This window comes from Acidovorax sp. GW823-FHT02H02 (genome assembly GCF_058797075.1).
On the sequence record NZ_JBXAJH010000022.1, the window covers coordinates 26,927 to 48,494 of the forward strand.

General features: G+C 60.0%; 19 protein-coding genes and 3 pseudogenes. 7 read left to right on the top strand and 15 right to left on the bottom strand.

Features of this window, described 5'->3' with window-relative positions; genetic code table 11:
* Window positions 1-24: 24 nt before the first annotated feature.
* The 12 genes from AC1RDS_RS19090 to AC1RDS_RS19145 form a co-directional block, all read right to left on the bottom strand.
* On the bottom strand, window positions 25-1,863 hold the full coding sequence (locus AC1RDS_RS19090) for a DUF3141 domain-containing protein (RefSeq protein WP_086928573.1): 1,839 nt from the start codon (window positions 1,861-1,863) through the stop codon (window positions 25-27).
* Between the two features lie 20 nt (window positions 1,864-1,883).
* Window positions 1,884-4,217 (bottom strand): heavy metal translocating P-type ATPase, encoded by a 2,334-nt coding sequence (locus AC1RDS_RS19095; RefSeq protein ID WP_086926358.1) that lies wholly within the window; start codon window positions 4,215-4,217, stop codon window positions 1,884-1,886.
* A 3-nt stretch (window positions 4,218-4,220) separates the two neighbouring features.
* Entirely contained in the window at window positions 4,221-4,490 is a 270-nt protein-coding gene (locus AC1RDS_RS19100) for a DUF2933 domain-containing protein (RefSeq protein WP_492227216.1), read from the bottom strand.
* Window positions 4,491-4,502: 12 nt separating this feature from the next.
* Entirely contained in the window at window positions 4,503-4,985 is a 483-nt protein-coding gene (locus AC1RDS_RS19105; RefSeq protein ID WP_492227217.1) for a hypothetical protein, read from the bottom strand.
* 65 nt (window positions 4,986-5,050) lie between these two features.
* Complete coding sequence (locus tag AC1RDS_RS19110; protein WP_086926356.1) at window positions 5,051-5,701, bottom strand: methyltransferase family protein; 651 nt, start codon at window positions 5,699-5,701, stop codon at window positions 5,051-5,053.
* Window positions 5,698-5,991, bottom strand: a complete 294-nt coding sequence (locus AC1RDS_RS19115; RefSeq protein WP_086926355.1) for a DUF2933 domain-containing protein — start codon at window positions 5,989-5,991, stop codon at window positions 5,698-5,700. The genes AC1RDS_RS19110 and AC1RDS_RS19115 overlap by 4 nt, the downstream gene beginning before the upstream one ends.
* A gap of 132 nt (window positions 5,992-6,123) precedes the next feature.
* On the bottom strand, window positions 6,124-6,474 hold the full coding sequence (locus AC1RDS_RS19120) for a hypothetical protein (RefSeq protein ID WP_492227218.1): 351 nt from the start codon (window positions 6,472-6,474) through the stop codon (window positions 6,124-6,126).
* 265 nt (window positions 6,475-6,739) lie between these two features.
* Window positions 6,740-7,192, bottom strand: a complete 453-nt coding sequence (locus AC1RDS_RS19125) for a c-type cytochrome (RefSeq protein WP_086926354.1) — start codon at window positions 7,190-7,192, stop codon at window positions 6,740-6,742.
* A gap of 53 nt (window positions 7,193-7,245) precedes the next feature.
* Window positions 7,246-7,584 (bottom strand): copper-binding protein, encoded by a 339-nt coding sequence (locus tag AC1RDS_RS19130; protein WP_086926353.1) that lies wholly within the window; start codon window positions 7,582-7,584, stop codon window positions 7,246-7,248.
* A gap of 49 nt (window positions 7,585-7,633) precedes the next feature.
* Window positions 7,634-8,125 carry a cupredoxin domain-containing protein gene (locus AC1RDS_RS19135; protein ID WP_492227219.1) on the bottom strand — a complete coding sequence of 164 codons (492 nt, stop codon included), beginning with the start codon at window positions 8,123-8,125 and terminating at the stop codon, window positions 7,634-7,636.
* 62 nt (window positions 8,126-8,187) lie between these two features.
* Window positions 8,188-9,576, bottom strand: coding sequence for a multicopper oxidase family protein (locus AC1RDS_RS19140; RefSeq protein WP_492227220.1), 1,389 nt, complete (start codon window positions 9,574-9,576; stop codon window positions 8,188-8,190).
* Window positions 9,577-9,589: 13 nt separating this feature from the next.
* Window positions 9,590-10,642: a hypothetical protein gene (locus AC1RDS_RS19145; protein WP_492227221.1), complete on the bottom strand. Its 1,053-nt coding sequence runs from the start codon at window positions 10,640-10,642 to the stop codon at window positions 9,590-9,592.
* A gap of 199 nt (window positions 10,643-10,841) precedes the next feature.
* Here AC1RDS_RS19145 and AC1RDS_RS19150 point away from each other — a divergent pair, with 199 nt between their 5' ends.
* The 3 genes from AC1RDS_RS19150 (at window position 10,842) to AC1RDS_RS19160 (ending at window position 14,011) form a co-directional block, all read left to right on the top strand.
* Window positions 10,842-11,525, top strand: a complete 684-nt coding sequence (locus tag AC1RDS_RS19150) for a heavy metal response regulator transcription factor (RefSeq protein ID WP_086928569.1) — start codon at window positions 10,842-10,844, stop codon at window positions 11,523-11,525.
* Complete coding sequence (locus tag AC1RDS_RS19155; protein WP_086926350.1) at window positions 11,526-12,914, top strand: heavy metal sensor histidine kinase; 1,389 nt, start codon at window positions 11,526-11,528, stop codon at window positions 12,912-12,914.
* Window positions 12,915-13,036: 122 nt separating this feature from the next.
* Window positions 13,037-14,011 (top strand): IS5 family transposase, encoded by a 975-nt coding sequence (locus AC1RDS_RS19160; RefSeq protein ID WP_492227222.1) that lies wholly within the window; start codon window positions 13,037-13,039, stop codon window positions 14,009-14,011.
* 465 nt (window positions 14,012-14,476) lie between these two features.
* Here the strand turns inward: AC1RDS_RS19160 and AC1RDS_RS19165 are convergent, their stop codons facing one another.
* Complete coding sequence (locus AC1RDS_RS19165) at window positions 14,477-14,827, bottom strand: DUF4148 domain-containing protein (RefSeq protein WP_008904206.1); 351 nt, start codon at window positions 14,825-14,827, stop codon at window positions 14,477-14,479.
* Window positions 14,828-15,029: 202 nt separating this feature from the next.
* Between AC1RDS_RS19165 and AC1RDS_RS19170 the strand changes: the two are divergent.
* Window positions 15,030-15,137: pseudogene (locus tag AC1RDS_RS19170) on the top strand (type I restriction enzyme endonuclease domain-containing protein); the annotation flags it as partial.
* A gap of 188 nt (window positions 15,138-15,325) precedes the next feature.
* Here the strand turns inward: AC1RDS_RS19170 and AC1RDS_RS19175 are convergent.
* Window positions 15,326-15,919, bottom strand: a pseudogene (locus AC1RDS_RS19175) (substrate binding domain-containing protein); the annotation flags it as partial.
* A gap of 234 nt (window positions 15,920-16,153) precedes the next feature.
* Between AC1RDS_RS19175 and AC1RDS_RS19180 the strand changes: the two are divergent.
* The 3 genes from AC1RDS_RS19180 (at window position 16,154) to AC1RDS_RS19190 (ending at window position 19,968) form a co-directional block, all read left to right on the top strand.
* Window positions 16,154-17,962 (top strand): transposase, encoded by a 1,809-nt coding sequence (locus AC1RDS_RS19180; protein WP_492227223.1) that lies wholly within the window; start codon window positions 16,154-16,156, stop codon window positions 17,960-17,962.
* Window positions 17,963-18,868, top strand: coding sequence for a TniB family NTP-binding protein (locus tag AC1RDS_RS19185; protein WP_492227224.1), 906 nt, complete (start codon window positions 17,963-17,965; stop codon window positions 18,866-18,868). It begins immediately after the preceding gene.
* A 125-nt stretch (window positions 18,869-18,993) separates the two neighbouring features.
* Entirely contained in the window at window positions 18,994-19,968 is a 975-nt protein-coding gene (locus AC1RDS_RS19190; RefSeq protein WP_024815148.1) for an IS5 family transposase, read from the top strand.
* 131 nt (window positions 19,969-20,099) lie between these two features.
* On the opposite strand, the pseudogene tnpC reads toward AC1RDS_RS19190, so the two are convergent.
* Window positions 20,100-21,524 (bottom strand): annotated as a pseudogene (gene tnpC, locus AC1RDS_RS19195) (IS66 family transposase); the annotation flags it as partial.
* Window positions 21,525-21,568: the final 44 nt, after the last annotated feature.

Consider the following 21,568-nt stretch of genomic DNA (forward strand, 5'->3'; position numbering starts at 1 on the left):
CATCATGTCCAGGACGCATAAAAACTAGCCAGGACGTTGAAACATCAAACGAAACGCTTGCTCGATCGCAGCGTCGCGGCCTTCGCGAAGTCGTCCCAGCGCATGAGTAACTTGTCCTGCAGCTTCACGCTCACGCTCGATCAACGGGTGATGCGGCGCAAGCGGTTGTCGGGTCCTGGCGAGGGGTTCGGCCAACACACTGACCCCTTTCATCCACGGATTAAATGTTTCTGAAAACAAATACCTACTGCTGCGCATTGGATGGAGCCACTTAAGCACTTCGGCTGTCCAGGGCGTGGAGAACGCTTGTGCCCAGGGACTGACAAATGCCCGGTAAAGCGCCTCATTGAATGTCGAGACCTGTTTCACCCGCTCAAAGGCTTCTTGCGGGTAATCCGTTTTCAAGTCTTCAACCTGACGGGATTCAAAGCGAATGCTGTAGGAGGGCTTATGGCAGTCCAGGCTCCCGGACGGGTTGTCGATCTTCATCTCATAGAGGCCCGGTGCCAGCGCCTCAATCTCAGCCAGGCTCTCCAGGATCGCCCGGTGCTCCAGACGAGCCACCCCAGCAGAGACAAAAATGCCGAGATGGCCGACATGCGGGTTCGTGAGGTAAACGATGCGCTGCCCTGCCCGCTTGAGATCATCGGTGTCACTATAGACAGCGGGGATCCACCCAAGCGCCTGGTGCGGTGGCGTGATGTTGTCGCCGTAAGAGGCAAAGATGACGATTGGATTCCTGATCCGCCTCAGGTCAGCAGTGCAACCCTGGCAAATCTGGAAAAGGCCCTGCTCAAGTTGGTTACCAATGAACAGGTTCTCAACGATCGCGAGGATCTCTTCTCGGCTCAGGAAATAAAACCCGGTCCACCAGCGTTCGAACTCCAGAAAGCGCCCCTGCTCACTGTCAACGTTGGTGAAGAGTTGGGCGTACTTCTCCCAAATCGCCTTTTCGGGCTTGAGGCTCTCAAAATTCTGCGCCAGCCAGGCCCCGTCGAAGCGGCCATTGCCCAGGTCGGCCGTCAGATGCGCCAGCCAGCTGCCGCCAAGGAAACCTCCGGAAAGACGCATCGGATTGACACCGGACTCGCCGGCCCAATACGACAAAGGCGAGCCATTGAGCACGACCGGCCCGACCAGACCGGTGCAGTCTGCGGACAGCAGTGTCACCGCCCACCCGGCCTGGCAGTTTCCATAAAGCACAGGAGGCTTGCCAGGATGGCGTAGTGCGACCTCTTCGACGAAACGTCGCAGCACATGCAACACGTCTGCCAGGGTCTGCCCCAGAGTTGGCTCCGGAAAGAAGATGACGAAGTAAACCGGATGGCCTTCGCGCATGGCCATCCCGACTTCGGAGTCGCGCTTGAAGCCGCCAATTCCGGGGCCGTGGCCCGCGCGTGGATCGACGATGATGACCGGCGGTTTGTCAGAGTCGACGCAGTCGTCCCAGCAATGCCCGTCGATTTCCGTGATGCGCAGCAGTGCATAGTTGACGGGCCGTTCGAAGCTGCGCGCGTCCAGCAGCGTTTCATATTTGAAGTCCAGAAGCGGCGGCAACCCGGCTCGCTCGTGATCCAGCATGTTGTTCGCGCGCTGGCGAAGCGTGTCCCAGAACAGCACCGAGCGTTCGAAGAAGTCCCGCTGGTAGTCGAAAAAGTCCTGCGTCGAAGGTGCTTCGGCTGCTCTTTTCATGCCACTGGACGCATCCTGTGCCGCAGGCTTGACCAACTCCCCCGCATGATCCAAGGCGGTCTGTTGTAGATCCTCTGCCTCGCGTTGCGTCCTTTGCACCGCTGGTTTTTTGCCCCCCGCCGTGGCGCTTTGAGAGGTACGAGGTTTTTGTGGCGACGTGGGGGGTTTCATCATTCCTCCGAACTACGGTGTCATCTTTTGCCGCGCCGCAGACGCAGCGCGTTGAAAATCACCGACGCCGAACTGAGGCTCATCGCCAGTGCCGCGATCAGCGGGGACAACAACCACCCAGTAAACGGGTACAACACACCTGCCGCAATCGGCACCCCAATGCCGTTGTAAACGAATGCGAACAGCAGGTTCTGGCGCATGTTTCGGACCGTGTCAGTGGAGATGTCACGCGCCGCAGTGATGCCGCGCAAGTCGCCTTTGACCAGTGTGACCTGACCGCTGTTCATGGCCACATCGGTCCCCGTGCCCATGGCCACGCCGACATCGGCCTTGGCCAATGCAGGCGCATCGTTGATGCCATCGCCGGCCATGGCGACAATGCGACCCTCTTTCTGCAGCCGTTCCACAAGCGCCAGCTTGTCGGCGGGCTTGACTTCGCCATGCACCTCGTCGATGCCAAGTTTTGCACCCACGGCCTTGGCGGTGGTCAGGCCATCGCCAGTGGCCATCACGATGCGCAAGCCACTGGCGTGCAAAGTTCTGATGGCTTCCAGCGTGGTGGCCTTGATGGGATCGGTCACGGCCAAGATGCCAGCCAGTTGCCTGTCCACGGCCAGATGCATCACGCTGGCGCCTTCACTGCGCAGGCGCTCGCCATCCATCTTGAGCGCATCAGTGGCCACGCCCTCCTGCTGCATCAATGCGGTGTTTCCCAGCACCAGGTGCCTGCCATCGACGATGCCTCGCACACCGATCCCGCTGCCTGACTCGAAATCAACGGGTTTGACCAGCTCCAGGCCTTTAGCACGCGCAGCGCTGACGATAGCCTCTGCCAAAGGGTGTTCGCTGCCTTGGTCCAAACTGGCAGCAAGGCGCAGAACTTCGTCCGCTGTATATCCTGGGGCGGCTACTGCGGTGTCGAAAGCGGGCTTACCTTCTGTCAAAGTTCCTGTTTTGTCCACAATCAGCGTGTCCACCTCGCGCATTTTTTCGATGGCACCCGCATCGCGGAACAACACTCCCTGTGTCGCAGCCCGCCCTGTGGCCACCATCACCGACATGGGCGTGGCCAGCCCCAGTGCACAAGGGCACGCGATGATCAGCACGGCCACGGCGTTGATCAAGCCAAACACCCAGCTGGGTTCCGGACCAAACAGGCCCCAGACAAAGAAGGTGGTAATGGCGATGAGCACCACCACGACCACGAATTTTCCTGCGACCACGTCCGCCATGCGCTGCATGGGCGCCTTCGAGCGCTGGGCATTGGCCACCATCTGGACAATCTGCGACAGCATGGTGGCCGCACCGACCTTCTCGGAGCGCATCACCAAGGCGCCACTGGTGTTCATCGTGGCACCAATGACATTGTCACCAATGCGTTTGGTCACCGGCACAGGTTCACCGGTCAGCATGGATTCATCGACGGCGCTGCTGCCCTCGGTCACAACGCCATCGACCGGCACTTTCTCGCCGGGGCGAATGCGCAGCAGGTCTCCGACGTGAACATGGTTCAGCGGTACGTCTTCTTCGCTGCCGTCCGCATGGATGCGGCGTGCCGTCTTGGGTGCCAAACCGAGCAGCGCCTTGATCGCCGCAGAGGTTTGCGAACGGGCCTTCAACTCGATGATCTGGCCCAACATGGTCAGCGAGATGATGACCACGGTTGCCTCGTAGTACACAGCCACACGCCCCATGGAGACAAACGAATCCGGGAACACGCCCGGTGCCAGGGTGGCTACCAGGCTGTAGAGAAAGGCCGCGCCCGTACCCAGACCAATCAAGGTCCACATGTTGGGACTGCGAAGGATGAGGGACTGCCATCCGCGTGCGAAGAAGGGCCAGCCAGTCCATAACACGACAGGGAGCGACAGCGCCAGTTCAACCCAGGTTTGCACTTTCATGTCAAACCATCCGAGGCGATGGCCGAACATGGCAAGAACGGTGACGATGACCGTGAAGGGCAGTGTCCACCAGAAGCGACGCTGAAAATCCTTTAACTCATGGTTGTCTTCCTCGCCCAGGGGAATGATGGGCTCCAGTGTCATGCCGCACTTGGGACAGGTGCCGGGATGATCCTGGCGCACCTCCGGGTGCATGGGGCAGGTGTAGATGGTTCCGGCAGGCTCTGGCGCAGTGTCCGCGGGGGCTACAGATACAAGGTATTGCAACGGGTTCGCCGCGAACTTGCTTTGGCACTTGGCACTACAGAAATAGTAGGGCCGCCCTGCGTGCGTCCATTGGTGTTCAGACTGCTCCGTGATGTTCATGCCGCACACCGGATCCTTCAGATCCGTTGGAGGGGCAGGCTCGGCAGGGGGGGGACTGCCGTGATGGTGGTGTGCATGCATGTCCATTGCTTATTCCTTGTCGTTGTTGGGCCGCCGGGGCGTCTGCGCAGGGTTGTTATGCCCACCATGGCCGCTATGGCCGCCGTGGCCGCCGTGGCCGTGCATCAGGTGCATCAGCGGGCAGGCGAGGAGCAGCAAGTAGGGCCAATAACCCAGAACATGGCCCCAGTGCTCTCGCAGCAGGTAAAAACCGGCGATCAAGGCAGCCGTTGCCAGCGCCATGCCGGCTGGGCGGCGCCAGAACGATGGTGGACGGGAGCCGTTGTCAGGTTGGTTCATGGAGTCAACCTTTCAAAGTTGCCAGCGAAAGGTACGAGCAGCGGATTCGCCCGGCCGGTCGATCCGCAGTTCAATCGCACCTGGGCGCGGCGCCGGCACATCGAACACCAGCGAGCCTTCGCGGTGGTGACCGCCCGGTGGCGCGCCCAGCCAGCCTGTGGGCTTAAACGTGCGCCCGTCGTCGGTCGTCAAGGTGGCGCTTTGGATCAGGTCATCGCTCAGGTCGGCACTGTGCGTGTCCAGCACAACAGCGAATTCCCACGGGCTGCCCGGCAATCCGAGAGACTTCGCAGTCACCTTGACCGTCACCCCCTGCTCACTGGACGACCGCTCGGCGGTGGCAGCCGGGTTTGTTTGGGCCCGTGCAACCCATGACACCGTGGCCATCAACAGGCCCGCCAAGGCCATGGATGCCACGAACCCCATGCGCCGGCCCGTCACGCCGTCATTTTTATTCACCATGATGCACTCCTTGAGTAAAAGATCATTGCCCATGTTAGTCAGCGGCAACCGCAGCCACCCGTACCTATGTAAAAGTCCGGTTCATCCTTGCCACCTGCTTAGCCCTCGGCTGCGCCTCGCCCGATGCGCGGGATAAATCGGGGTGTGGACCGGGCATACGCGTCGTACTTCACACCGAACTGCTTGCGCATTTCGTTTTCTTCCGTGATGGCGAGCCGCCCGTACATCACCAGCAAGACCGGGAACATCAGCAGGGTCAGCAGCGTCGGCCACTGCAAGAGAAAGCCCAGCAGAATCAACACGAAGGCCACGTACTGCGGATGCCGGATGCGGGCGTAAGGCCCGGTGGTCGCCAGCGAATGCTGTCGCTGTGCGTGATACAGAACATGCCACGCGCTCGACAGCAGGTAAAAGCCATATCCCAGAAAGACATAGCTGGCCAGATGCAGGACACCGAAATGGGGATCACCTGTTTCGCCCAGCAAGGTGGACCACAGGTGACCGGTATCGTGGGTCAGCAGGTCAAGACCAGGAAACCGCGTCGCCAGCCATCCAGACATCAGGTAGATGGTCAGCGGAAAGCCGTACATCTCGACAAACAAGGCGACGACGAAAGCAGAAAAGGCGCCAAAAGTGCGCCAGTCGCGCGCAGTGGCAGGCTTGAAGAAGCTGAAGGCAAACAGGATGAAAACGGCCGAGTTAAGGGCCACCAAAAACCAAAGGCCATACGCGGTTTCACTGTGATTCATGACCGATCTCCCTGGTTCGTCTGGGTTGGCTGGCCTGGCTCTTCTGCCTCGATCCGTGGCTGCTCGGAACCACGGTGATGACCATGATCACCATGGCCGCGGTGCATGAACAGATGCATCAAGGGGCAGGCCAGGATCAGCAGAAACGGCAAGGCGCCGAAGACATGTGCCCGGTGCTCGGTCAGCAGAAAAAATGCCGCGACCGCGCCCAGCACCAGCAGGCCAATGCCATAGCGCGTGCGCCACAGGCTCTTGGGTTCATGCGCGTGGTTGGGTATCTGCTGGTTCATGGTGGGCTCCTGCGCCGTTGGTTATTCAGACCGTTACCGCGTACCGCAGCATCCATCCTGCTTCGGCGTGATCTATCCAGCATCTCCTGGGTTGGAACTGGAAGGTCGGCAAGAGCCGGTCGGCCCGTGCACTCACTTGGCGCCGGCGTCTCCGGGCGTTGGCGGCATGCGCTGCATCATCATGTCCATCATGTTCTGCATCATGTCCATGCGCATTTCCATCATTTGATGACGCTGGGGCAGATCCGCCGATCCGGCGCCAGGGGTACCCATTCCCTGCATTCCTTGCATGCCCCCCATGGACTTCATGCTTTTCATCATGTCCATACCCTCTTGCATGGCCTTCGTATGCTCGGCCATCAGGGCTTGTCGCTCAGCAGGTGTTTTGGCCGCCGCCATCTTGGCGCGCAGCGCCTGCATGGTGTCCATCTGCTGCTGCATTTTTTGTTGCATCTGCGGCATTGAAGACATGCCCATGGGCATGCCGGCCTGGGGTGTTGCCTGCGGGGCTTGCACTTCGGCCTGTTGCGCCGAAGCAGCAAACGCCATGCCGGAGACTGCCACCGCCAGAAGGGTTGGGATCCACTTGGACATATCTATTTCCTTTCACGACCAGAAACCGGCAGGATTGCCAGAGCAGGTATGAAGGTCATCGACAACCATGTGGTTTGTATCGGCGCCCTCACGCCATGCAGTCACTGTAGGAGCCGACCATGGTCGGCAAGATGACCCAAAGATGACAAAAAAGTCAGGATCCGCGTTTCGACCGTTGATTCAATTGGCGGTTGGCCTCGTCGTGTTGGGACTGGATGTCTCGCGACCACCGGGACTTGATCCAGGACAGCACCGCCACGATGTCGGCATCGCTGAGCGAGTCGCCAAAGGCCGGCATGTTGGTGGCGTAGTCCGTCAAGCCAGCTGCCTTGACAACGCCCTCTTTGGTGATGCGAATCAACACGTCGTCAGGATGGTGCCAGGTGTGTCCGCTCTCGTCATGGGGCGGCGCGGGCAAGCGCCCGTCCGTGCCCGGCTCTCGCCAGTTAGCCTGCCCTTCAAGATTCACGCCGTGACAACTGGCGCACCGCGCCTGATAGATCTGCCCACCCTGCTTGAGCACCACAGCGTCATCAGGGCGAAGCACTCCTGGTGCGTTTGCGCCGAAGAGATCAGCCGATCGCCACCAAAAGAGGGCTGCGGCCATCCCCGCCAAGGCAAGGCCGGCCGCAGCAAGACGGACAGACTGGGACCGCCGGATCACTTGGTGGGCTGGATATCCGTCACCACCATCTGGCCGCTTTCGCTCATGACCATGAACTGGATCTTGGCCCCGATAGCAGTCTTGTCCAGCAAGGCTTTGTCCTTGACCACGAACACCATGGTCATGCCGGGCATTTCCATGTGCTTGATTTCGCCGTGCTTGATGGTGATCTTGCCCGCGTCCTTGTCGATTTTCCGGACTTCGCCATCGGTCATGCCGGGGGCTGCCGCCATGCCCATTTTTCCGTGGTCCATGTTCATCTGCGCGAACACAGGATTGCCAGCCAGGGCCGTGATGGCCAGTGCGGTTGCGCTCAGAAATAATCGCAGTTTCATCGTGACTCCATGTGCAATTGGGTTGAGGTCATGCTGGATCAAAGTTCGGTTACTTGGCGGCGACCTTGACCTGGCCCTTCATGCCTGCTTCGAAGTGACCCACGTGCAGACACGCGAAATCAACGGTACCAGCTTTGCTGAACTGCCAGATCACCTCTCCTTGTTTGCCGGGGGCCAGTGAAATCTTGTTGGGTTCATCGTGCTCCATTTCGGGGAACTTCTTCATCACTTCGTAGTGCTCCAGCAGTTCTTGCGGCGTACCCAGACTGAACTCGTGTTTGACGCTGTCGGTGTTTTTCAGGACGAAGCGGATCGTTTCGCCTTGCTTGACGCGGATGTCCGAGGGCTTGAACCGCATGCCATTGCTCATGTCAACATGGATGGTGCGACTGACTTTTGAGGCCACACCAGGCTTGCCAATCGGGGACTCGTGGTGCCCGCCGTCATGTTTTCCGGCGGCGGTGGCCGCCGTGCTGGCCAGCAAAACGCCGGAGAAAAAAAGCGCAGAGCGAAGGGACAGGATGGATCGTGCGAGTTTCATGGGGATGTTTTCAATGTTGGGTTGGAAAAAGGTTGAGCACCCTTGTTACGGGTGTTGCAGGTTCAGTGAGACATGCCTTTTGCGGAGGGTTTTACCGCCTTGGCGGTGGCCGACGTCGCATCGCTGCTGGCTGCAGGGCGCGGTGTCGGCGGGAGCGCGCCGTTCCATTCGTATGCCACGGTGCCTTCGGGGAACTTGTACGGTCCCGGGTCTTTGTAGTCACCGGGTTTCTGGTCTTTGCGCACCTTGAAGACCGTGAACATGCCGCCCATCTCCAGCGGGCCGAACTGGCCGGTGCCGGTCATCATGGGCGCCGTGTTGTCGGGTATGGGCATCTGCATCTCGCCCATATCGGCCATGCCGCGCTCGCCCATCAGCATGTAGTCGGGCGCGACCTTCTGGATCTCCTTGACCAAGCCGCGGTGGTCCACGCCGATCATGGTGGGCACGTCGTGCCCCATGGCGTTCATGGTGTGGTGGCTCTTGTGGCAGTGCATGGCCCAGTCGCCTTCCTCATCGGCGATCAGCTCGATCTGGCGCATCTGGCCCACGGCCACATCCGTGGTGACCTCGTACCAGCGCGTGCTGGGTGGTGTGGGGCCGCCGTCGGTGCCCGTGACCAGAAATTCGTGGCCGTGCAGATGGATCGGGTGGTTGGTCATGGTGAGGTTGCCCACCCGGATGCGCACACGGTCGTTCAATCGAACGTTCAGGGTGTCGATGGCCGGAAACACCCGGCTGTTCCAGCACCAGATGTTGAAGTCTGTCATGGTGTTGACTTTGGGCGTCTTGCTGCCGGGCTCGACGTCGAAGGCGTTGAGCAGGAAGCAGAAGTCCCGGTCCACCTCGCTGATGTGGGGGTGTTTGGTCTTGGGGTGGGTCACCCACATGCCCATCATGCCCATGGCCATCTGCACCATTTCGTCTGCATGCGGGTGGTACATGAAAGTGCCGGGGCGCCGCGCTTCAAATTCGTAGACATAGGTCTTGCCCACCGGAATGGCGCGCTGGTTCAGACCGCCCACACCGTCCATGCCGCTGGGCAGGCGCTGGCCGTGCCAGTGGATGGTGGTGTGCTCGGGCAGCTTGTTGGTCACGAAGATGCGGACGCGATCGCCTTCGACCACTTCGATGGTGGGGCCCGGGCTCTGGCCGTTGTAACCCCACATGTTCACCTTGAAGCCTGGCGATACCTCGCGCACCACGGGCTCGGCCACCAGGTGGAACTCTTTGACTCCGTTGTTCATGCGCCAGGGCAAGGTCCAGCCGTTGAGGGTGACCACCGGGTTGTAAGGCCTGCCAGTCGAGGGGATGAGCGGCGGAGCGGTGTCGACAGATGTCTGAATGACTGGCTCGGGCAAACCCGCCAGGGCGGAGCGGGCCACGGCCAAACCGGCCACGGACGCCGCGGCGCCGGCAAAAAACTGTCGTCTGGAATTGGTGTTGTTCATGGGTTCTGTCCTTTCAATGGGCTGCTGCGGCCGGGGCGTCACCACCAGAGCCACCCAGCGATACGAAGCCGTCAGGCGCTCCACCCTGCAAGACCCACTGAAGGTCGGTTTCGGCGATCCAGAAATCGCGTTGCGCGCCAATAGCCGCTACCGTCGCCTGGGACTGGTTGCGCACCTCGTCCAGAAGATCCCAGACGCTTTTGAGCATGCCGTTGTAGTGAAGAACCGTTTCTTCGGTGATGAACTCACGGGTCTTCAGAACATCCCCCTGGCTGTCCAGCGCCAGTGCATGCGCGGACCGGTAGGCGTTCATGGATTGCCTAAACAGCGCCCGGTTGCGCAGGCTCTCTGCATCGGGCAACTGCTGGCGAATCGCCTCGGCACGCGGTTGCAGTTCGGCTTCGGACATGGCCTGAGCCGGGATGGCGGGAAGCTGCTCCGGGAGCGAAAACCCGTCCTGGAGACCCATTTGCCCCATCGTCTTGATCAGACTGCTTTGTGCCCGGTCTGCCGCATATTGCGCACGGCGCAGGTTCATCCGGGCGTTGGTCTCAGCCAGCTGAACCGGGGTCAGTTGCAACTTGCTCCAGTTGCCCACCGTCACCATGCGCTGCCCCAGCTCACTGGCGGCCTGGGCCGCTTCCAGCATGTCGCGCTGGTGCTTCAGCACCTGTTGCGCCGCCACGGCTTCAATCCACGCTTTGCGCCCCTGGACGGCCACCTCCAGCACCTCCCCCGCATCGTGGACACGGCGCTGCAGACTTGGGTCCAGCGCTGTCCATCGGCCTTCCGCGATCAACTGTTCGTTCTGCGCACCCAGGCGAGCCAGCGGACCGGCCAGTTCGAGATGAGCCCGCCAGGCCATGCGAACCGCCGCTTCGGCGGTCGGGATGGCTGCGCCAGTAGCGACCGGTTGTCTGGCATCGGCGGTCAGATTGGCCTGCTCCCACTTGAGCACGTCGGCGTGGCCGCGTTTGAAAGTTCCCACCGCATCATTGGCACGACGCCAGTCGGACTCCTGAACTGTAGAAGCTGTCTGCGCAGACAGCGCAAGTGGGCCAGCCAAGATGCCCACCACCAAGAGGCGGCATGTGGCACGGACTCGAATTGAAGATCTCACTGCAATCGCTCCTTTTTGATATGGATCAAACAGGCCGAATTCTCACGGTGCTGGTGCGTCACTTCCCTGTCCGTCAGATTACAAAAATGACATGTTTGATCCGATGGGCCGATACGCAGGCAAACTAGCGCCCAGGAGCAAGACCGTGAAAATTCTGATCGTTGAAGATGAGCCAAAAGCCGGCGACTACTTGAAGCAAGGCCTACGCGAGGCAGGTTACACCGTTGATCTGGTCACCAACGGTATAGATGGTCTGCACCATGGGCTTGAGGGTGACCATGATCTGGTGATCCTGGACGTCATGTTGCCGGGCATGGACGGGTGGCAGGTGCTGAGCAGCCTGCGCAGCCAGGGGCGACAGATGCCCGTGCTGTTCCTCACGGCCCGTGATCAGGTGGAAGACCGCATCAAAGGGCTGGAGTTGGGGGCCGACGATTACCTCGTCAAACCGTTTTCGTTTGCCGAGTTGCTGGCGCGTGTACGCACCATCCTGCGGCGGGGTCGAACCGGTATGGAAGCCACCACGCTGCAAGTGGCTGACCTGGAACTGGACCTTCTGCGCCGGCGTGTGAGCCGGTCCGGAAAGCGCATCGACCTGACGGCCAAGGAATTCGGTCTTTTGGAGCTGCTGATGCGCCGCCATGGCGAGGTCTTGCCGCGCTCCTTGATCGCCTCGCAGGTATGGGACGTGAATTTCGACAGCGACACCAACGTGATCGAAGTGGCAATGCGGCGCTTGCGCCTGAAGATCGACGAAGGCCAGGACGTCAAGTTGATCCAGACCGTGCGGGGTATGGGCTACGTGCTGGAAGCGCCGGAGAGCGCTTGAATGTTCCGGTTCTTTTCGCTCACCCATCGTTTGGCCATCTTTTTCACGATAGTGGCTGCGGCCGTCGTGCTGGGGCTTGGAATATTGTTCCTAGTTGCGACCGAAAGCCACTTCCTGGAACTGGATCGAATCACGCTGAAAGACAAACAGCACCTGATCGAAAACATCATAGTCAATGCCAACTCCACCGATGACATTCAATCGCGCTTGCGCGAGGCATTGACCAATCACCACGGGTTGTCTGTCAGTGTCAAAGATGACAATGGGAATATTATTTTCAGGACTGAAGGGTTTCAAGCACCAGCCACGTTGGATGCGCCAACACCGAAAAATCGTACCGCTGAGATTCAGAGTTGGGAAGATCAAGGCCGTGAATTTCGCGCGCTGAACTTGCGCTTCCATCCTGTCCATAGTGCGGCGCCACCGCTGGATGTCCTGATCGCCATTGACATGCATGATCACACGCAATTCATGGCGCAATTGCAGCGCACGCTGACGCTCTATGCCCTTGGTGCCATCTTGGTCAGCGGGGTGCTTGGGTGGTTCGCAGCCTACAAAGGCATGGCACCGTTGCGCGCCATGAAGACCCAGGCCACAACGGTCAGTTCTCATCGTCTCGATGAGCGAATGCCCATCGAGGCAGTTCCTGTGGAGATGGCTGACTTGGCGCAGGAGCTCAACAAAATGCTGGACAGGCTGCAAAATGACTTCCAACGACTGTCCGAGTTCTCTTCAGACCTGGCGCATGAGCTGCGCACCCCCATCAGCAACCTGCTGACGCAAACCCAGGTTGCACTCGCCACCCGGCGAGACGCTGACACCTATCGAGACATACTGGCGTCGAACGCGGAGGAATTCCAACGCCTGGCGCGCATGGTGTCGGATATGTTGTTCCTGGCCAAGACGGATCGTGGGGTTGACTTGCCGAACAAGGAGCGGTTTTCTGCAGCCAAGGAAGCCCAGGCCTTATTAGAATTTTATGAAGCCGTCGCTGAAGAAAAGGGTGTTACGCTACACCATTTCGGTGATGGAGCCATCTTGGGTGACCGATTGATGTTTCGCAGAGCGCTGAGCAATCTGTTGTCGAACGCATTGCGCCATTCCAAAGACCATAGCGATGTAACGATTGACATCAGCGAGACAGCGCAAGCCATTGTCGTAACGGTCGAGAACACGGGGGAGGACATTGATCCTCAAAGCATTCCTCGTCTGTTTGACCGCTTCTACCGTGCCGACCCGTCTCGGTCGCACCCACAATCCGATGGTGCTGGCCTCGGACTATCAATTACCCGGGCCATTGCACAAGCGCACGGAGGACGTGTGACGGTTGAATCCGGCTCGGGGAGAACAAAGTTCAGCCTCGAATTTCCAAGCAGGCTGATACTATAAGAATACCAAACGCCAACAGGGCTTCCATCGGCGGAACAGTACCCTTTCATGTTGCCTCCGGTGAAATTTAGGGCAACGCTGATTAAGGTCCACCATAGTGGGTTCTCAAACGTTATCCGCAGATGAAGCAACGGACCCTGGCAATGGCCGCAGATCAAGACAGCGGATTCGAGCATTCGCGCAAACCCACCCGGCGCGAAGAGTTCCTGCGGACCATGGATGCAATAGTGCCGTGGGCCGCCCTGTGCCAGGTGATAGAGCCGCACTACCCCAAGGCAGGCAACGGCCGCCCGCCCATTGGCTTGGAGCGCATGCTGCGCATCCATTTCCTGCAGCACTGGTTCAACCTGGCCGATCTGGCATGCGAAGAGGCCCTGTATGACAGCGCCAGTCTGCGCCGCTTTGTGGGCATTGACCTAGGCCTCGAACGCGTGCCCGATGCCACCACGCTGCTGAAGTTTCGCAAACTGCTCAATGAGCAAAAACTGGGTGAAGCCCTGTTTGCCAAGGTAGGCCAGCAATTGCAGGAGCGCGGCTTCAAGATCAACACCGGCACCATCGTGGATGCAACCATCATCGCAGCGCCCAGCTCCACCAAGAACGCCGACAAGGCGCGCGACCCCGATATGCACCAGACACGCAAAGGCCAGCAATGGTATTTCGGCATGAAGCTGCACATTGGCGTGGACAGCCAAAGCGGGCTGGTGCACAGCGCCGTGGTGACGGCGGCCAACGTGCATGACAAACACCCGCTGCCCGATTTACTGCACGGCAGCGAACAGCGCGTCTATGGCGACTCGGCCTATGCCAGCCAGAAAGCGCTGATAGCGAGCAAAGCCCCCAAGGCCAAAGACTTCACCAACCAGCGCACCCGCCGTGCAGGCGAGGTGGACGAAGTTCAGCGGGCCAAGAACCGCAACAAGTCACGCATCCGCGCTCGGGTAGAGCATGTGTTCGGGGTGGTCAAGCGCCTGTGGGGATTCACCAAGGTGCGCTACCGCGGGCTGCAGAAGAACGCCACACGCGCATTCACGGCCTTGGCGCTGGCCAACATTTTCCTTGCCCGAGGGCGACTGCAGGGACAGGTGCGCCCGTAAGGGTGGAAATCGGGCCTCAAGGCCCTGCGAACGGCCCAAATGGGCGGCGCAAGAGGCCACAAAATCCAAAAAATGGCGTCTTCCGCGTTCGCGCGGGAAATTTCGAGGGCTTGTTCAGCGTAGCCTTAGACCAGACTGCCGCTCGTTTGTTGATCAGGCGAATGGCACCTACTTTGTCGCCCAATCATGGCCGTAGCGCTTGACCTGGGTGTGAGCGTGGGATCTGGGTGTCTTCAGCCAAGGATAGGGTTTTGACTGTCGCTTTCGCATGCGCGGTACGATGCGCCCCGGCCGACTGCCCTCGCGCCACCCACTCGGTCCGTAGCTCTTCTCGCGACAGTGTGTCGGCGGTTGAGAGTCAGGGAAATTCGGGCGGCGGCCTGGACTGACAAGAGGTCAGTCAGGCCGACGCCAACGATCCAACAGAATGGATTCCAAAGCTTTCTGCGACACCAACTTAGGCAATCAGCCCTGGTAGTAAAGACGCAGACGCGCATCGCGTTCGGCAGGGGACTCATTCCGCAGTTCGTTGATTACTTGCGCACGCGTCTTGCCTGGACCAGCTGCATCAGGTGTGCGGATCGGGAAGTTGCTTTCTCCGTAAGAAAGGAGTCCTTGCTGCATAGCAGCCTTGGTTTCTGCGATAACCTGCTCTCGCGTCTTCTCGCTCTTGAAGTGTTCCGGGTGAACGATTACGCCCTTTTCATTGTTGGCAGGATGTTCGTATGCGGCAGAAGCCATCCCTGGGAGGCCCAGGGCAACCACTGAGGCTGCGGCTGCGATCATGGAAGACAGGGAGAGGCGTTGTTGGATCATGGTTGAAGCTCCTTAACAAAGTGGACGAAAATTGCATCTCTCATGCCTTGCTTAGGCGTTGAGGAGATGTGTTCATCGTAGGGAGCGCACCCCAACAGAATCAGGACAGCTCGATGACATCGTTGTTAAGGAGCTGCGTGAGTTGGCGCCGAGTTGTTGAACTTGCGCGCAGGTGGAAAGACATAGTGGCCCGAGTCAGCAGGTCAAGCGCATTCTGCGCAAGTACAAGTACCCGCCGGATCTGCAGGAGGCTGCGGCGGAGCTAATCTTGCAACAGGCGCAGGTATTTGGAGAGGACTGGGGCGGATAGGGTCTGTACTGGGTGCCCTACGTGGAATTGCAGTTGCCGCCCATAAAGAGCCGATGGCGTTGCTTGGGTCGACCCTGATCTGACAAGCTCAGCTCCACTTTGAATGACCGTTGTGCAGCGTCTGCAGTCGTTCGCGGCCCGTGAATGAAGGCGCGGATTAAAGCTTGGGGTGGAGCCAAAGCAGTCGTTCAAACAGACAGCTCCCGGACGATGCGGGCCGCCTCTCTCAGTTCCTTCTTGCTCAAGACGTACTCGCTGTTGTTCACGAGCCTTGCCACGACGTGGTCGATGAAGGCGCGCACGCGAGCCGGTTGCGCGCTTCGGCTGCCGTAGTAGACGAAATAGCTGTAGCGGTCGGGGATGTGGTCCACCAGCAGCGGCACCAGCTGGCCCGCCCGGATGAAGGGCGCTGCCGTCACGCCCGCCAGCTGCCCGATCACCTTGCCGGACAGCACGGCGTGCAGCTCGACGACCTCATCGTTGGTGCTGAGCGCGGGCACCACCGTCTGCTCCACCTCTTCATCGCCCACCTTGAAGCGCCAGGGCACCACCCGCCCGGTGCCGGTGTTGCGGTACACGCTGCAGCGGTGCGCCGCCAGCGCGGCCATGCTGTCGGGCGCGCCATGCTGGCGCAGGTAGCTGGGTGACGCGCACAACACCAGCTGCACCGGGAACAGCCGGCGCGCGATGACGCCCTCATGGGGCGAGGCACCCAGGCGGAAGCCCACATCCACACGGTCCTCGACCCAGTTGCCCACCCGGTCTTCCAGCTGCACGTCGGGTGTCGGTTTACCTTAAGTCTGTCACTTTTACACCTTAACTTGGCATCAAAAAATAGCTCCAACGTGGAGAAATCCTCCAGCCAATGCAGTCAATCTGGTGATTAACTGCTCACTGCGATGAGTGATCGTGAATTGATCAGCCTTGAGAAGTGGCACCTTGTAGATGTCACATGCCTTGCATAAGGCAACTTAAGTGTGTCACCATGTGCCGACCAGTCTGTCAGAGGATCAACAATGAGGCAATTGTCGGTGGTACCGGAGGCAGTGGCAGTTTGTGCCGACCGACTGGTGGCCATCGTGCGCGTACAAAGCGATGGCAAAGTCGTCATTCGTGATCTGGCAAATGGCCAATCGCTGACGACAAGCGCGGTAGAGCTTAGTGCGCCGCCCATTGCATCTGCTCTGAACGCAGATAGCGCTGCATCCCTTCATGAAGCAACGCACGCCCAGTGGGAGGACGCTCGGCGCCGCGAGTCAGCAGTCATCGCGATTCTCCAGACCAACGATGTGGCTCAACACGTCTCGCGTGTCGCCGCTGAGTTTTGCGTATCACGGCGCACCGTCTTTCGATGGCTCGCCGTTTATCGAGAAACGCCACAGACATCTGCTTTGCTGCACCGCCCGATGGGCCCACCTGTTGGCGGCAGGCGCATTGACGCGCACCTTGAACGCTTGATTACCGAGGTCATCAATGATGTCTATCTCACAAAGGTGCGCGCAAAAAAGGAGGAGGTCGTGCGAATGGTGCTTTTGCGCTGTGCCGCCCAGGGCTTGAAGCCGCCTTCCCGTAAACCCATCCTTGCCCGACTCAGAGCTCTCGACCCCAGAGAAGTGGCCAAGGCAAGACTGCAGCCGGGCGAGGCTGCATCGCTGACCGACTTTGTGCCAGGACGGTACCGAGTCAACCGGCCTCTTGGCGTCGTGCAAATTGACCACACACTTGTCGATTTGATCGTCGTTGACGAAGCAAGACGGCTTCCCATAGGGCGGCCATGGCTGACGCTGGCCGTGGACGTTGCAACCCGTGTCATTGTCGGGTTTTACCTGTCGCTGGAGGCGCCATCATCGACCTCCGTGGCCCTGTGCCTGAGTCACGCAACGTTGCCCAAAGAGCTTTGGCTCAAGCAGCGGGGCCTCGACTGCAACTGGCCCGTCTGGGGTCTGCCCCAGGCGGTGCATGCCGACAATGGCGCCGACTTCACCGCAGCAGCACTGCGCCGAGGGTGTGACGAACACGGCATCCGGTTGATTCTTCGCCCGGTCGCGACGCCCCATTACGGGGGGCATATCGAACGCCTGATCGGAACCCTGATGGGCCGGGTTCATCTGTTGCCAGGAACCACCGGCTCCAATCCGCAAGACAAGGGCGCCTATCCCTCGCAGGCGCAGGCACGAATGACTCTGAACGAGTTGGAGCAGTGGCTGACACTTGAAATATGCGAGCAATACCACCGGCGCATCCACAAAGGAATTGGCCAGAGCCCTTTGGCCGCATGGCAGACGGCGGCCAATGCCGACGATGCAGTCCCACGCGCCTTGCCCCCTCATCCAGATCAATTTACCATCAGCTTCCTGCCATTTTTGCAACGCAAACTGCGCCGTGATGGGCTGCATGTTTTCAACATCCGGTACTGGGACAACGTATTGCCAGCGATCGTGCCGCTTGGCGCGCCGCTCACCGTTCGCTATGACCCGCGTAATTTGTCCAGGATCTACGTCATTGGCCCGGACCAACGCTATCATCCGGTTCCCTATGCCGATCTGTCCTTGCCGCCGATTACCTTGTGGGAACAGAGGGCAGCTTTGGCCCATTTGCGCAGCGGCGGTGACAATGCGCCAGCTCAGGCAGCCATCTTCAAGGCCGTGGTCGCGCAGCGCGCTTTGATCGCCAATGCCACGGCCAGGACAAAAGCTGCCCGTCGGCAGTCACAGCGCCAAAGCAATGCCCAATTCGCTACGATGGATCGATCACGTGTGGGAGAAAGCGCTGTGGACTATTCCGAGCCAGTATTGCCATCTGACGCAGAGGTCTGGGATGACTGAATGACACCGAACCTGGATCATTTGCACACGGGCGTCTGGTCGTTTCTTGAGGACTCTACCGAGGAGCGCGTAACCCGGCTGTATTCCCCCAAGTGGGTTGCCTATGCACGCGGCAACGAAGCGCTGGCCAGGATGGGACACTTGCTGAACCATCCGCCCAGCGGGCGCATGCCCTGCATGCTGCTGCACGGTGACAGCAACATCGGCAAGACCATGATCGTCGAAAAGTTCCTTCGCGACAATCCCAACGTGTGCAATGACTTGAACGAAGTGGAAGTCAGGCGATGCGTGCATTTGCAGATGCCAGCCAAACCGTCCGATGACAAACTCTATGCACAGATCATCGAGGGACTCGGGATACAGGCCCCCATCAACCGTCGGGGCGTGGATATGGAACTTCTGGGCCTGCGGCTCTTGCATCGACAGCCACCGAAAATGATGATCATTGACGAAGTGCACCACCTGCTGGCCGGCACGGTTCGCGAGCAGCGCCAGTTGCTCAACCAGTTGAAGTTCATCAGCAACGAGTTGCGTATTCCCATTGTTGCGCTGGGCACCAACGAGGCGCTGTATGCCATGCAGACGGACCCGCAAATCGCCTCACGCTTTGAGCCGTTTGCCTTGCCCAAGTGGCGTGAAAGCAGTGAATTCCGAGCCTTTGTGGTGAGCTCCGGACGGCTGCTACCGCTGGAGAAACCGTCGCCATTGGCGGACAAGGCCATCATCCAGAAATTGATGAGCCTGAGTGCTGGCCTGACGGGCAAGGTCACAACATTGCTGGTGCAGGCGGCGGAACTGGCAATTCGTCAAAAAACCGAGTGCATCACCCTGGATTTGATCGAACAAGCTGCTGCATCCGGAATCTACAAATACTTGCCTGTGGGTCTTGATGCCGAGTCATTTTGAACGGTTGCACGCCTTCGGTGACAGAGCAAAGGTAGCATTTGTGCCAACTTAAGGTGAAAAAGTGACAGACTTAAGGCAATGCTGATTAAGGTCCACCGTTGTGGGGTTTCAACCGTTATCCGCCTATGAAGCAGCAGACCCTGGCCATGGCCGCAGATCAAGACAGCGGATTCGAGCATTCGCGCAAGCCCACCCGACGCGAAGAGTTCTTGCAAACCATGGATGCCATCGTGCCATGGGCCGCCCTCTGCCAGGTGATAGAGCCGCACTACCCCAAGGCAGGCAACGGCCGCCCGCCCATTGGCCTTGAGCGCATGCTGCGCATCCATTTTCTTCAGCACTGGTTCAACCTGGCCGATCTGGCGTGCGAGGAGGCTCTGTATGACAGCGCCAGTCTGCGCCGCTTTGTGGGCATTGATCTGGGCCGCGAACGCGTGCCCGATGCCACCACGCTGCTGAAGTTTCGCAAACTGCTCAATGAGCACAAACTGGGCGAAGCCCTGTTTGCCAAGGTAGGCCAGCAACTGCAGGAGCGCGGCTTCAAGGTCAACACCGGCACCATCGTGGATGCAACCATCATCGCAGCGCCCAGCTCCACCAAGAACGCCGACAAGGCACGCGACCCCGACATGCATCAGACGCGGAAGGGCCAGCAATGGTATTTCGGCATGAAGCTGCACATTGGCGTGGACAGCCAAAGCGGGCTGGCGCACAGCGCCGTGGTGACGGCGGCCAATGTGCACGACAAACACCCTCTGCCCGATCTGCTGCATGGCAACGAACAGCGCGTGTACGGCGACTCGGCCTACGCCAGCCAGAAAGCGCTGATCCGGGGCAAGGCACCCAAAGCCAAAGACTTCACCAACCAGCGCACCCGCAGGTGCGGGGTGGTTGACGAGACGCAGCGGTCCAAGAACCGCAACAAGTCACGCATCCGCGCTCGCGTAGAGCATGTGTTCGGGGTGGTCAAGCGGTTGTGGGGCTTTGGCAAGGTGCGCTATCGCGGGCTGCAAAAGAACGCGACGCGGGCGTTCACGGCCTTGGCGCTGGCCAACATCTACCTGGGCCGAGGGCAATTGCTGGGACAGGTGCGCCCGTAGGGGTTTGAAGGGGGCTGAAAGCCTCCAGAGAGCGGGCTCAGCGGGCCGAGATTCGGCAGCGTTTCACGCCATTTGGCATTCAAATGGTTCGTGCCATGGATTGACGCTACTTGATCAGCATTGCCTTAAGGTAAACCGACATAGGGGTCGTGCCCGTTCATGCGGGCCGACTGAACCAGGCTCATCACCGCCGCCGCCCGCTGGCCCGCGCGCAGGCTGCCGGCGAACAGCCAATTGGCTCTGCCAATGGCTATCGGCCGGATCTGGTTTTCGATCCAGTTGTTGTCCACGGGCAGTTGCCCGTCATCAACGAAGCGCGTCAGTGCAGTCCAGCGCCGCAGGCTGTAATCCAGGGCCCTGGCAGTCGCCGAGCTGTCGGGCAGCTTTTGCCGTTGCAATGTCATCCAGTGGTGCAGCGCATCGAGGATAGGCTTGGAGTGCTGCTGCCTGATGGCCTGGCGCTGATCGGCGCTCAGGTCTTTCACCTCGCGCTCAATGTCGTAGATCTTGGCGAACTGCTCCAAGGCGAACCCGGCAAGCTGGCTTTTGTTGGCCGCATGCAGGTCGAAGAATTTGCGTCGGGCGTGCGCCAGACATCCAGCCTCAGTCAGGCCATTGGCAAACCCAGCCTTGTAACCACTGAAGTCATCGCATACCAGGCTACCCTTCCAGTCGCCCAGGAAGGCCCGGGCATGCTCGCCCGCCCTGGACTCGCAGAAGTCGTACACCACGGCCTTCATGTCTTCGAAGGCGCCTGGCGCATAGGCCCACAGGTAAGCCCGGTGGGTGCTGCCTTTGCCAGGCTTGAGCATCTGCACTGGCGTCTCATCGGCGTGCAGCACGCTGCGGCTGAGTATCTCGGCCTTCAGGGCATCGACCAGCGGCTGTAGCCGCACCCCGCAGGTGCCCACCCACTGCGCCAAGGTGGAGCGAGGCAGGCCCAAGCCGGCGCGAGCAAAGATGGCTTCCTGGCGATACAACGGCAGATGGTCGGCGTACTTGGCCACCAGCACCTGGGCCAGCAGGCCGGCGGTGGGAATGCCCTTGTCGATCACATGGGCCTCGACCGGCGCCTGGGTGATGGTCTCGCATTGGGCGCAGGCCCACTTGCCGCGGATGTGGCGCTCCACCGTGAACACGCCGGGCACATAGTCCAGCTTCTCGGCCACGTCTTCACCGATGCGTTTCATCTGGCAGCCGCACTGGCAGGTGGTCGACTCGGGCTCATGGCGGATCTCGCGGCGCGGCAGGTGGGCCGGCAGGCTCTGGCGTTTGGGTTGCTGTTTGGCCTGGGGCGCAGACGCTGGCGGCTGCAGTTGCTCGATCTGGGCGGCGACCGCCGCCAAGTCGGCCTCAATCTCATCTTCAAGCAGGCTGCGCTGCTCGGCGTTGAAGCGTTCGGACTGGGCCGCGAACTTCATGCGCTTCAAGAGCGCATTCTCGTGGGTGAGCTTGGCGTTGAGCGCTTGGCTGTGGCGCAGCTCGGTCAGCAGCCGCGTGGTCATCTCGCGCAGCTGCTGTGCGCTGAGACTTTCCAGGGATTGCGACTGCATCAACATGACAGGCAGTGTGCCAGGCAAGCTGCTGGAGTGCCATGCGC

What these genes read in the sequence shown, in the direction of transcription:
- AC1RDS_RS19090 (WP_086928573.1), bottom strand. Translation starts at nt 1,863, where the DNA reads ATGAAACCCCCCACGTCGCCACAAAAACCTCGTACCTCTCAAAGCGCC.
- AC1RDS_RS19095 (WP_086926358.1), bottom strand. Translation starts at nt 4,217, where the DNA reads ATGGACATGCATGCACACCACCATCACGGCAGTCCCCCCCCTGCCGAG.
- AC1RDS_RS19100 (WP_492227216.1), bottom strand. Translation starts at nt 4,490, where the DNA reads ATGAACCAACCTGACAACGGCTCCCGTCCACCATCGTTCTGGCGCCGC.
- AC1RDS_RS19105 (WP_492227217.1), bottom strand. Translation starts at nt 4,985, where the DNA reads ATGGGCAATGATCTTTTACTCAAGGAGTGCATCATGGTGAATAAAAAT.
- AC1RDS_RS19110 (WP_086926356.1), bottom strand. Translation starts at nt 5,701, where the DNA reads ATGAATCACAGTGAAACCGCGTATGGCCTTTGGTTTTTGGTGGCCCTT.
- AC1RDS_RS19115 (WP_086926355.1), bottom strand. Translation starts at nt 5,991, where the DNA reads ATGAACCAGCAGATACCCAACCACGCGCATGAACCCAAGAGCCTGTGG.
- AC1RDS_RS19120 (WP_492227218.1), bottom strand. Translation starts at nt 6,474, where the DNA reads ATGCCCATGGGCATGTCTTCAATGCCGCAGATGCAACAAAAAATGCAG.
- AC1RDS_RS19125 (WP_086926354.1), bottom strand. Translation starts at nt 7,192, where the DNA reads ATGGCCGCAGCCCTCTTTTGGTGGCGATCGGCTGATCTCTTCGGCGCA.
- AC1RDS_RS19130 (WP_086926353.1), bottom strand. Translation starts at nt 7,584, where the DNA reads ATGAAACTGCGATTATTTCTGAGCGCAACCGCACTGGCCATCACGGCC.
- AC1RDS_RS19135 (WP_492227219.1), bottom strand. Translation starts at nt 8,125, where the DNA reads ATGAAACTCGCACGATCCATCCTGTCCCTTCGCTCTGCGCTTTTTTTC.
- AC1RDS_RS19140 (WP_492227220.1), bottom strand. Translation starts at nt 9,576, where the DNA reads ATGAACAACACCAATTCCAGACGACAGTTTTTTGCCGGCGCCGCGGCG.
- AC1RDS_RS19155 (WP_086926350.1), top strand. Translation starts at nt 11,526, where the DNA reads ATGTTCCGGTTCTTTTCGCTCACCCATCGTTTGGCCATCTTTTTCACG.
- AC1RDS_RS19160 (WP_492227222.1), top strand. Translation starts at nt 13,037, where the DNA reads ATGAAGCAACGGACCCTGGCAATGGCCGCAGATCAAGACAGCGGATTC.
- AC1RDS_RS19165 (WP_008904206.1), bottom strand. Translation starts at nt 14,827, where the DNA reads ATGATCCAACAACGCCTCTCCCTGTCTTCCATGATCGCAGCCGCAGCC.
- AC1RDS_RS19180 (WP_492227223.1), top strand. Translation starts at nt 16,154, where the DNA reads ATGAGGCAATTGTCGGTGGTACCGGAGGCAGTGGCAGTTTGTGCCGAC.
- AC1RDS_RS19185 (WP_492227224.1), top strand. Translation starts at nt 17,963, where the DNA reads ATGACACCGAACCTGGATCATTTGCACACGGGCGTCTGGTCGTTTCTT.
- AC1RDS_RS19190 (WP_024815148.1), top strand. Translation starts at nt 18,994, where the DNA reads ATGAAGCAGCAGACCCTGGCCATGGCCGCAGATCAAGACAGCGGATTC.